8 protein-coding genes and 1 tRNA gene are annotated in these 11,639 nt (G+C 37.4%); 6 read left to right on the top strand and 3 right to left on the bottom strand.

Annotated features, from left to right (window positions below):
- The 4 genes from BM084_RS16995 (at window position 1) to BM084_RS19465 (ending at window position 6,694) form a co-directional block, all read left to right on the top strand.
- Complete coding sequence (locus BM084_RS16995) at window positions 1-2,334, top strand: alpha-L-arabinofuranosidase C-terminal domain-containing protein (protein WP_093306226.1); 2,334 nt, start codon at window positions 1-3, stop codon at window positions 2,332-2,334.
- On the top strand, window positions 2,324-5,020 hold the full coding sequence (locus tag BM084_RS17000; RefSeq protein ID WP_093306228.1) for a DUF5695 domain-containing protein: 2,697 nt from the start codon (window positions 2,324-2,326) through the stop codon (window positions 5,018-5,020). The genes BM084_RS16995 and BM084_RS17000 overlap by 11 nt, the downstream gene beginning before the upstream one ends.
- Window positions 5,021-5,634: 614 nt before the next feature.
- On the top strand, window positions 5,635-6,168 hold the full coding sequence (locus tag BM084_RS17005; RefSeq protein WP_245764400.1) for a helix-turn-helix transcriptional regulator: 534 nt from the start codon (window positions 5,635-5,637) through the stop codon (window positions 6,166-6,168).
- A gap of 205 nt (window positions 6,169-6,373) precedes the next feature.
- Window positions 6,374-6,694 carry a hypothetical protein gene (locus tag BM084_RS19465; RefSeq protein ID WP_245764401.1) on the top strand — a complete coding sequence of 107 codons (321 nt, stop codon included), beginning with the start codon at window positions 6,374-6,376 and terminating at the stop codon, window positions 6,692-6,694.
- Window positions 6,695-6,832: 138 nt separating this feature from the next.
- On the opposite strand, the gene BM084_RS17015 is transcribed toward BM084_RS19465, so the two are convergent.
- The 3 genes from BM084_RS17015 to BM084_RS17025 form a co-directional block, all read right to left on the bottom strand.
- Entirely contained in the window at window positions 6,833-7,693 is an 861-nt protein-coding gene (locus BM084_RS17015; protein ID WP_093306229.1) for a toprim domain-containing protein, read from the bottom strand.
- A gap of 342 nt (window positions 7,694-8,035) precedes the next feature.
- Window positions 8,036-9,040, bottom strand: a complete 1,005-nt coding sequence (locus BM084_RS17020) for a site-specific integrase (protein ID WP_093306231.1) — start codon at window positions 9,038-9,040, stop codon at window positions 8,036-8,038.
- Window positions 9,041-9,279: 239 nt separating this feature from the next.
- Window positions 9,280-9,361 (bottom strand) — tRNA-Leu (locus BM084_RS17025).
- Between the two features lie 150 nt (window positions 9,362-9,511).
- On the opposite strand from BM084_RS17025, the gene BM084_RS17030 reads away from it, so the two are divergent.
- Both BM084_RS17030 and BM084_RS17035 read left to right on the top strand, forming a co-directional pair.
- Window positions 9,512-10,453, top strand: coding sequence for a ribose-phosphate pyrophosphokinase (locus BM084_RS17030; protein WP_075325536.1), 942 nt, complete (start codon window positions 9,512-9,514; stop codon window positions 10,451-10,453).
- Between the two features lie 137 nt (window positions 10,454-10,590).
- Window positions 10,591-11,247: a 50S ribosomal protein L25/general stress protein Ctc gene (locus tag BM084_RS17035; RefSeq protein WP_075325537.1), complete on the top strand. Its 657-nt coding sequence runs from the start codon at window positions 10,591-10,593 to the stop codon at window positions 11,245-11,247.
- Window positions 11,248-11,639 lie beyond the last annotated feature (392 nt).

Here is an 11,639-nt window from a genome sequence, read left to right on the forward strand (position 1 = left end):
ATGAAAATTACCTTCAAGCTTCTTATTGTCCTTGCTTGCTTTTTTTCGGCCTGTAGTGAGAAAGAAAACAATAGCCTTCTTTCTCCACGTGAAGGGGGAAATATAAAAGAACAAGGCTGGCAGTACGAAGAATGGAGTCCTACGGAATTATTTTCTGATACGCTTTCGGAAAATTATAACACCAAAGTCTTGATTTTACATTCAGATAGTCTCATTACCGAGCGTTGGTTCAAAAAAATAGGGGTAAAGCCCTTTGCAGAATATAAAGTTTCAGGATATATAAAAACGGTAAATGTTGCCGGGGAAAGTAAGGAAGCTGGTGCGGGTTTTCGTCTGGGGAAATTTGATTTTAAAGGTGACACTATTTTTAAAGGTACTACCAATTGGACCAAAGTAGAAATGGAATTTTCAACCGAAATGGATGATAGTTTTATTTTGGAGCTTATCCTAGGCAAAGGTGGTAAAGCTAAAGGTAAAGTTTATTTTGATAACCTGAGGTTAGAAGAAATATCTGCAGATTATTTAAATCCCACCGTGAAAATTGAACCGGAGAAGAAATTAGAGCCAATGTCACCCTATATCTACGGGCAGTTTATAGAACATATGGGTAAGTCCATTTATGGCGGAATCTGGGCGGAAATGTTGGAGGATCGTAAGTTCTATTACACCCCGGGTACCTCAAAGTCCCCCTGGTATGCCTCTCTGGATACAAATGAAGTGGGTATTGATAGTTCATACTCCTACTCTCAGGGAAAACTACCGGTTATTCAAGTTGAAAAGAAGATAACCTTAAATCAGGATAATTTAAGCCTCGAATCAGGTGAAAATTATGTGGGGCGGATAGTTTTTAAAGGTGATGGAATTAATGAAGTGATCATTTCCCTCAATGGAAATAAAAAATCATTTGTAATTGATAAAGAAATAGAATTTCAGAAAATTCCTTTTGAATTTTCTGCGGAATCTGACACCAAAACCGGGTCATTGGAATTTAATTTTATAGGCACGGGTGATCTTACATTAGCTGCTGTTTCATTAATGCCTGCAACTAATATTAAGGGATACCGTCCTGGGGTAATCAATTTAATGAAAGAATTGAATTCACCAATTTACCGATGGCCCGGAGGAAATTTCGTTTCAGGTTATGACTGGAAAGACGGCATAGGCGATCCTGATAAACGCCCAACCAGATTTGAACGTGCCTGGAATGGCTTGGAATATAATGATGTCGGGATTCATGAATTTATGCAATTATGCGAAATTCTTGAAGCCAAAGCCAATATTGCAGTGAATACCGGCTTAGGTACTGCCCAACTTGCAGCAAACAAGGTTGAATATATTAATGGTTCCAGGCATACCAGAATGGGAAAATGGAGAGCAAAAAATGGGCATCCAGATCCCTACAATGTGAAACTTTGGGCAGTTGGAAATGAAATGTTCGGGGATTGGCAGTTGGGACATATGCCTATTGAAGAATACGTTGAAAAACACAATAAAGTAGCTAAGGAAATGTGGGATATTGATCCCGACATTGAATTAATAGCCGTAGGATATCCAGGGAAGTGGAATAATATGATGTATGAGCACTGCAGCGAGAACATGACCTATATCAGTGAGCATTTTTATAAACAAGATTGGCATGCTGGTGGCTTGTTAACCCATGTAAATCAAATGCCAGCAATAATTAAAGAGGTTGCCGAAGAGCATCGCAGGGCCAGGAGGGAAATTCCCGGTATTAAAGAAAAGAATATTAAAATTGCGATGGATGAGTGGAATTACTGGTATGGTCCCCACGTTTATGGACTTTTAGGTACCCGATATTTTCTTCGCGATGCCCTGGGGATTGCCGCTGGATTAAACGAGTTTTCCCGGCAATCAGATATTTATTATATGGCAAATTATGCTCAAACTGTAAATGTTATTGGAGCCATTAAAACCACCAAGACGGAAGCCTGGCTTGAAGGAACTGGACTGGTCTTAAAACTATACCGAAACCAATTCGGTACACAGCCAATTGAATTATCCGGAAATCCTCAACCATTGAACGTTGCTGCAACCATCACTGAAGATGGTAAATTCCTAACAGTTTCAGTGGTAAATGCTACACATAAAGATCAGGTTCTGGAAATAGAGGAAGCTGCTAATACCATACGTAATACAGGAACATCTTATATTATTTCAGGAGAAAATGATATGGTGTACAATGATGAAGATAATCCAAAAAGAATTAAAATTACTGAAGCTGAAATTCTAATTTCAGAGAACAAGCTTGACATTCCCCGTGAAAGTGCAGGCATTTATAAATTTAGCCTAATTGAGAACAGTTATGAAAATTAAGAAAGCAAAGATTTTATTATTCCTATTATTTATAGGAGCGACGGGTATATCGCAGGAAAAATCAACCTATTGGGATAATATTATAGATAGGGAATCAACCTTGGGTCTGGAAGATGGTTTCATTGAATTGAAAACCGAGGAATTTACCCTAAAGTTGGTAAAAGCATCTCAAACCGTTGCAAAGCTTTCTCCAAATTCTGATCCTGATTTCGATTTCACCCCGGGTGAGCGAATTGAAACCCGAGACAAAGACAGTATTTATTATATAGGGGATTTAAATTTCAGAATAAAAGATAAGGATGGAAAATATAAATCTTTTTCTACGGCATATAATCGTAAGAAGGTGGAGGCATTGCCGGCCTCAGGAACCGTCCTTGCAGCTTCAGACCTAAGCAATACACTACCTGAAGATAATCCTTTAGCGATTAAAAGATATTACGAAGAAAAAGATGGTGGTTTATTAATGAGGTTTGAAATAACAAATCCTACCAGTATTCCAATAGAAATAGGGGCGCTGGGGGTACCAATGGCATTTAATAATATTTTAGAAGGGAAAAACCTTGATGAAACCCATGCAGATAATGTGTTTTTTGATCCTTATATCGGAATGGATGCGGGGTACCTGGAAGTAAAGCACCTTACCGGGGAGGACGAGGCTTTATTGGTATTACCAGGAGAGAATATGCCATTTGAAGCTTATCGCCCGCTTTTGGATGATCCAAGTAACAGGAGTATTGTATTTGAAGGTGTACACGAATGGATGGCATTATCCAAAGCCTATGCGGAAAATGAATGGAAAGGTGTGGAACAATGGAACCAGCCAACTTCCTTGACTTTAAAAGCGGGAGAAACCCAGGATTTCTCTTTGAAGTTTGTTTTGGCACCAGGAATTGAACAAATTCAGGATAAGCTTATCGAAGAGGGACGTCCGGTTGCTGTGGGTATCCCAGGCTATGTGTTGCCAATGGATGTAGAAGCAAAATTATTTCTCAATTACCCAGAAGCAGTTGAAGATATAAAAATTGAACCGGAAGGTGCCCTAGAAATAATGGAAGCCGAAAGGAAACCGGGTGGGTTTACAGCATATGAGTTGCATGGAAAAAAGTGGGGCAGGGCCCGGGCAATTATTACTTATAAAGATGGTCTAAAGCAGAGTATCAATTATAAAGTTATAAAACCTGAAAGCGAAGTTGTAGATGATTTTGGTGATTTTTTAATGACACAACAATGGTTTGATCAACCTGATTCTCTTTTTGGCAGAACCAACTCCGTAATTTCTTATGATTATGAAACAAAAAAGCAATTAACCCAGGATAGTCGTGCATGGGTCGCTGGTTTAAGTGATGAAGGAGGAGCTGGGAGTTGGCTTGGCGCAATTATGAAGCAATTGATTCAGCCTGAAAAAGAAGAAATTAAGAAGCTTCAAAAATTTATAGATGAAACCATGTGGGGTGGTATCCAATATTCAGAGGGAGAGCTAAAATATGGAGTCAAGAAAAGTATTTTCTATTATGAACCTGAGAAAATGCCAGAAGGCACTTACAGTGATACCATAAATTATAATACCTGGGCTGCATGGAATAAAAAAGGAGCAGATGATCCCGGAAGGTCTTATAATTATCCTCACGTGGCAGCTGCACATTGGGTAATGTACAGGTTGGCCAGATACCAGGAGAACCTGGTAGATAATCATAGCTGGAGGTGGTACCTGGAAAATGCATATCATACTGCAGTAGCGATGAACCGCTTGGCACCACACTATGCCCAATATGGTCAGATGGAAGGTACTGTGTTTCTTATGATTCTTAAAGATCTTCAAAGAGAAGGCTTAAATGACTTAGCTAGCGAGCTTGAAACCGAGATGAAAAAACGAGCTGATGTATGGGAATCATTAAACTATCCTTTTGGCTCTGAAATGCCTTGGGATTCTACCGGCCAGGAAGAAGTATATATGTGGAGCGATTATTTTGGCTACGATCAAAAGGCTGATATTACTTTGAATGCAATCCTAGCTTACATGCCCACTATGCCTCACTGGGCGTATAATGGAAATGCAAGGCGATACTGGGATTTTCTTTATGGGGGTAAATTATCCCGTGTAGAAAGGCAAATTCATCATTATGGTTCCGGATTAAATGCTATTCCGGTTTTAAAAGCTTATCGCAATGATCCAGATTTCTATTTATTGAAAGTGGGCTATGCAGGAACCCTGGGTGCAATTGCCAATATAACCCAGGATGGATTTGGTCCGGCTGCTTTTCATTCCTACCCATCTACTTTAAGGATTGATTACCATTCAGGGGATTATGGCTCAGGGTTTTTCGGCTATGCTATAAATTCTGCGACTTATATTACAAAGGAAGAGAATTATGGATGGTTAGCTTTTGGAGGTAATTTGAAAACTAAAAATAATACGGTTGAAGTTGAGCTAACTACGGCCGCTAAAGATAAAGTTTTTCTAGCTTCAGAAAATTTATGGATAATATTAGATGCGGGAACCATTGAGAAGGTAAGTTATAACCAAAAGAATAAAGAAGTTAAATTACAACTTAGCAAAAAAAATAAGTTCACACCTATGGCATATTTGCGCTCCAATAAGGATCTTGACCTGGACTTCAAAAAAATAAGGGATGCATACCAGATAGAACTTGATACTAAAAAACAGGAAATTATTATTAAATTATAAAGAAGTATGGACAGCAGCAAGAGGGTCACACGCTTCGCGATGTTAAGTTCTCATTTTTATAGATTATAATTCTATATGATGCTAAATGAGATTGAATTATATGGGTTCTGGAATTTATTAGAATTATTTTTCATGGAAAAATTTTCCAAAGCCAGTAATACCGGTGATTTTTTCACGGAAAAGTTTAATTAACAGTGCCATTCAACACTTTTATCTTCACTCCGCAAAAGCTTTGCTTCAATAAAAGAGGTTCATTATAAATGGTCTTGTACACGAGCCAAAAAGCTTTGAAGATGAATAGGTAAATTTGATTTTCTAGTTTAAGCTTTTTAACTCAAGTCCGCTTGATAATAACTAAAATTTACCGATCAGGATTTCAGTGTTTTTTAGTCTTTCTTATACCGCATTACTTTTTGCTGCTAAAGAACCAGCTTTGAAATTAACCGGAGCGCCGGGCTATTTATAGCTCCTCTATAATTTCAAAGCTTGAAAATCCTAGGGCATCAAAAGGTAATGCGATGGCGCTGGAAGAAGTAAATTGAAATAGCTGAATAACAAAATCATCCTGATCTACAACTGTTTTACCGTTCGACGGCAAAAGGAAAATGCTTAAGATGAAAAAAGTAAATGATTTTAATGTAAACAAAATTGTTTGTATTTGGTATATGGATGATCTATTTAGATACAAAGGTATTCACCCGGGAATTGTTTTAAAACGGGAATTAAAAAAGCGTTCCATAAAACAACGTCCATTCGCTATGGCTATTAAAGAGCATCCACAAACTTTGAATGCTATTACCAAAGGCAAAAGAAACTTAAATACATCCCTGGCACTTAAAATTGAGAGGGAACTGGGTTTGGAAGAAGGTACTCTGGCAATTTTACAAACCTATTATGAAATAAGGAGGGAGAAAATGAAAATGCAATTACAATCTCCTAATATTTCTCTACTTAGAAAATCATTGTTTTGGGACACTGATATTGATCATATTGATTGGCAAAAACAAAGTAAGGCCGTTATAAAACGAGTATTTGAACGTGGTAATGAAACTGAGAAAAAAGAAATTATTCGGTTTTATGGTAGACCAGAAGTGGATAAAATACTTCGTACTAAAACTAGAAAGCCTTATACAGTTTCCTCAAAATAAATAAATATGCTTCATTATAATACTGTAAATCTATTACTCCGTGAGTGTTTGAATCAATTAATGACTGCAAAGGAATTTGAAGAGTTCCGATTAGTTGGCGGAACAGCTCTTAGTTTGCAGCTAGGACATCGTGAATCTTATTGATATTGATCTCTTTAGTGAAGTGGAGTATGGTGCTATTGATTTTAAGACTATAACTGTCTATTTGGAAAAAACTTTCCGCTATGTGGGTCATTTAAAAATGGAACCAGCCCTCGGAAGATCTTATTTTATTGGAGAGAATCCTGAAAATGCCATTAAACTAGATGTTTTCTATACTGATAGCTTTATTGAACTGCCAATTGTTGTTGATTCAGTACGTATGGCTAGCCTTGAAGAGATTATCGCTATGAAAGTAGATGTGGTCAACGTGGTGGCAGGAAGAAAGATTTTTGGGACCTTCACGCACTATTTAATTCCTACAGCCTGGCGCAAATGTTACAACTGCACGAAAGGCGATATCCCTATAGTCACGACAAAAATCTAATACTTAAAAACTTTACTGATTTTTCAGAGGCTGATGATGATTTTGAGCCTATTTGTCTATTAGGAAAATACTGGGAGTTTATTAAAGATGATATTGAGAATATTGTTTCAAGCTATAAGTAAAGTATTTATAAACACTTCAAACAAGATCTGTTTCATTTTTTAATTTATCATTGAGATCTACAAAATCTTTATAAGAATCACTGCGATTGGTGATATGGTCATATTGGTTTAAAAGCGAAGCCGTTGCTTTTTCACCAGCGGGATCATTATCCAGGTAGAGTAAAACCCGCTTATATTTTGGGATCAAAGTTTCGATCCTCTTTATAAAAGCAAGGGAATTTAAAATGATACTATCTGAACTTTGTACTAAATCTTCATCAATGGTAGCCAGGGATAGAAAATCAAACATCCCTTCCGTAATGAGTAGCTGTTTGGAATCGTTTTCAATGAGGGAAAAGGTTTTAGGACTACTGGAGTTTTTGAAATATTTATTTCGAAGTTCCCAGCCTCCCAGTTTATTTTTAAGTCCCAGGGCATAATACTGTTTCTCCTTCCATTGATACCATACCTCATTACAAAAATCCCCGGCTAATGCTACATTGATCTTTCGTGATTTCAAATAGTAGAGTAGGGCTGGATGATCTAATGGTTTCACGGCTGTAACCTGAATTTTCCTGTTGTTAGGCCTGTGGTTATTTGGTGAGCTGTAAGTAGGTATGATGGATTCTTGATTTAAAAACTGCAAAGCTTCTTTAACCTCACAATTTTCGATAAGGCATATTAGATCAATTACGTTGCCTCCTTCTCCTATTCCAAAGTCATACCACCTGTTGAGTTCTTTAGATACCTTAAAAGAGGCCTGCGTTTCTGACCGCAGGGGACTCAGAAACCAGGCTTCTTTTTCCGTTGTTCTGCTGGGAAAGTGTCCCAACTTTGCGAGGCTTTTGACGATGCAAATGTTGCGGGCTTTTTCACAGCTTAATTTTTCTTCTTTCATTAGCATTTAATTTATTGGGTTTTAATCCTGTTTATGGTTTAGATTTTTATTCCTGTTTTCGGTCATCATTATTTTTTGATGACATTTTGATGACCACCGGAAGCTTTAGTATTACTGGGCTAATCTTATTCTGACATCATTCATCAAAAAATAGAAGGATTAAAAACCTTTTTCTTTCAAAAGCAGCTTCAGTTTTGATGAGACGATGACAGCGCACGGGAACCCCAGCGAACACTGGCTATTCCGCGTCATCATTTTTTCATCAATTCATCATTTTTTGCCGAAAACCTCAATTTACCTAGGCTGATTGCTCCGGGAAATTTTCAGCTAGAAAACTTTTACTTACAGTAAAATAGCGACCCTTGGCACCTGTAAGGTTAGTGCTGCCATCTCCCCAAATGATAAACCTTTGGGGTTTTCAAAGTCCTCATATTTTTTAATAAGCTCTTCCGGTACTGTCAAAAGAGGGACGCTGCTTAGGGATTTTGTTTTTGTTCTTTTCAACTTTAACCATTGGCTGCCATCAATTCCCTTAATAATATTCTGTTTAGTTAGCTTTTTAATATCGGAATAAGAACACCCAGTATAGCAGGAGAACATAAATGCATCCCGTACTTGTTCCATTCTTTGAATGGTAAAGGTTTTTTCCATTATTCTAATGATTTCCTCTTTCGATAAAAATTCCCGATCTATAACCTGGCGCTTTAATTTTAAATTGTAAAATGGATCCTTCTCTAGCCAACCATTAGCAACAGCAATTCGGATAATTTTTTTCAAATAGGCTAAATATTTTAAAGCCGAATTATGAGAGAGGTTGAGTTCTGTTTTTAAATAATAAATAAAACTATTAATGAATTTTATGTCAATATCTTTTACACGAAAATCATCAGCTTTATAACTAGATAAAATAAAATTGGTTAAATGTTTTTTAGTAGTTCTATAACGTTGAAGTGTTCTATAGGAGTAATCTTTATCAATCAGTTTTTCCATTCTTAAGTTATGATCCTCGAATATTTTAAGAATTCTATGATCAACTAAATTTTTACCGAGAAATTCATCTTTAATTTTCACTGCTGTTATTTCTTCCTCATCTTCCAATAATCTTTGATAGATATCATAGATCCTATTCTTTATAATTTCAAAATTCCTATTGACTTGCTTAGCTTCAGCAGAATAACCGTTCACTTTGCTAGCCTTGGCATTCCATTTTGAAAGTTGAACTTTCCTCATTGTGCTGGCCTCTGCTCGTTTACCCTGATAAGTAATTCCAAGGTAAACAGTGGCGTGAGTAGCATTTTTATCTTTGCTTTTTCTTACGTAAAATAAAATTGATAGTAAATTTTGCATCTTATTAGTTTTTTATTTGAAATAAATTTAGCTGAAATAAATATACCGTCAAAGATGTAAACACTTATTTAACAGGGAGTTGGTTGCTATTCGGGCGCACCTATTTTCATTTCTTAAGTGTCACCGAATTAGGCACCTTTTAGATGTAATTATATGATATTCTTTGATATCATAAAAAATAAAAAACCCCGTAAACAGTGAAGTTTACGGGGTTTTGGTGGTATTTGAAGTCTTAAAAGTGCTCGAGGCGGGAATCGAACCCGCACAACCGAAGTTACTGGATTTTGAATCCAGCGCGTCTACCAGTTCCGCCACTCGAGCAAGTGGATGGCAAAAGTAAAAAATTTTTCCCATCCCCAAATGTTTTTTTTCCAATTTTAAAGTTTCAGTCTAAACATATTCGTGAGGTGTGAAAGGAATTAATTTCTAAATTTGCAGCACAACAAACAACATTCATAAAAACAACACAACATGCCCAACGTAATTCCAGAGGCTAAGATTTTTTCCTGTACCCAGAGTAAAGCTTTAGCTGAAAAAATAGCGGCCGCTTACGGCACCAAATTAGGAAATGTAATTACTTCAACTTATAGCGATGGCGAGTTTCAGCCTTCTTTTGAAGAATCGGTTCGCGGTTCGCGAGTTTTTATTATTGGTTCTACCCACCCGGGCGCAGACCACTTAATGGAGATGCTTTTAATGCTTGATGCTGCAAAAAGAGCTTCGGCGAGACATATTACCGCGGTGCTTCCATATTTTGGTTGGGCACGTCAGGATAGAAAAGACAAACCCAGAGTCCCAATTGCTGCCAAAATGATTGCCAGTATCCTGGAAACCGCAGGAGCCACCAGAATTATAACTATGGATTTGCACGCCGATCAAATTCAGGGATTTTTCGAAAAGCCCGTAGATCACCTTTACGCTTCCACAGTTTTTCTTCCGCATTTAAAGAAATTGGGATTAGATAATTTAACAGTTGCATCGCCAGATATGGGGGGGTCTAAACGAGCTTATGCATACTCTAAAGCATTGGAGAGCGATGTGGTAATATGTTACAAACAAAGAGCAAAAGCCAATGTGATCTCGCACATGGAGCTTATTGGTAACGTAGAAGGTAAAAATGTGGTTTTGGTAGACGATATGGTAGATACTGCCGGAACACTTACTAAAGCTGCCGATTTAATGATGGAACGCGGGGCAAAAAGTGTGCGAGCTATTTGTACCCACCCGGTACTTTCTGGCGGAGCTTATGAAAAGATTGAAAAATCAAAACTAATGGAATTAATTGTGACCGATTCTATTCCGCTAAAGCAAGAAAGTAAAAAAATTAAGGTTGTAAGCTGTGCCAATCTTTTTGCCGATGTTATGAATAGGGTTCATAACAATGAATCTATTAGTTCTAAATTTATTATGTAATCAAACCCTTTATTCATAGTTAATATTCAGTTTTTTAGCTTCGATTCTCAATTATAATTTTCTTTTTAAAGAATTTTAAGTCAGGGTTTTATAGAAAGGAAAAAAGCGCTACTTTTGCAGCCTAAAATTTTTCAACAATGAAATCAATTACGATCAACGGATCTAAAAGAGAAAGCGTAGGAAAGAAAGCCACGAAGGCCCTACGTAATGCTGGACAGGTTCCTTGCGTATTATACGGGGGAGATGCCAAGCCGTTGCACTTTGCAACAGAAGAAATTTCGTTTAACAACCTTGTGTACACCCCAGATGTGCATACAGTGGAAATTAAGTTTGAAGACGGCGAGAAGTTTAACGCTATTCTTCAGGATATCCAATTCCACCCGGTTACCGATGCTATATTGCACGTAGATTTCTACCAGATTAGTGATGATAAACCAATCACTATGGAAATTCCTATCCATACCGAAGGTGTTGCGAGAGGGGTTAAAAATGGTGGTGTTTTACGTTATAACCTACGTCGTTTAAAAGTAAGAGGTTTGGCTAACGAATTGCCAGATTATATTACTGCAGATGTAACCAAACTTAAAATTGGTCAAAAACTTTATGTTACTGCAGTTGCAGACGAGTCTTACGAGATTCAGCATCCAGATAACACAGTAATTTGCCAGGTTAGAACTTCACGTAACATTGTTGCCCTTGAGGACGACGAAGATGAAGACGAAGTACCAGCAGATGAAGTACCATCTACTGAAACAGATGATGTTGCTGCAGTTAAAGAAGGAGAAGATAATTAATCTTTTCTTTTTTCAACAAAAATTTAAAAGCATCCCAAATGGGGTGCTTTTTTGTTTGCCCTGCATGCAAACAATTCCGAGGCTTGAAAGAAAGCCCGCTCACCTGATCGGAGGGAAGAGCAATGTAAAGTCAAGTGCGTCACTGGCAACGGTGGTGTGTGAAGGAAGACCTAGCAAGTTAGTGGAACATAGAGAAATCGAACCGATTCTGGCATATATTGGGGGTAAGGTTGCAAAAAGTGCCGATGCCCAAAATCCGAATAGCAATATATGTTAAAACGGATGGCTTCACTAACAGGAATGTTTGCTTAACGGGGGAAGCCTGATTATTCGCCTTTCCAGGCTAAGCAGAAACAAGTCGAGAGACAAGGATTTGTTATGGAAAATCAGGT

The sequence above is a fragment of the Salegentibacter agarivorans genome (assembly GCF_900113135.1).
GTDB lineage: Bacteria > Bacteroidota > Bacteroidia > Flavobacteriales > Flavobacteriaceae > Salegentibacter > Salegentibacter agarivorans.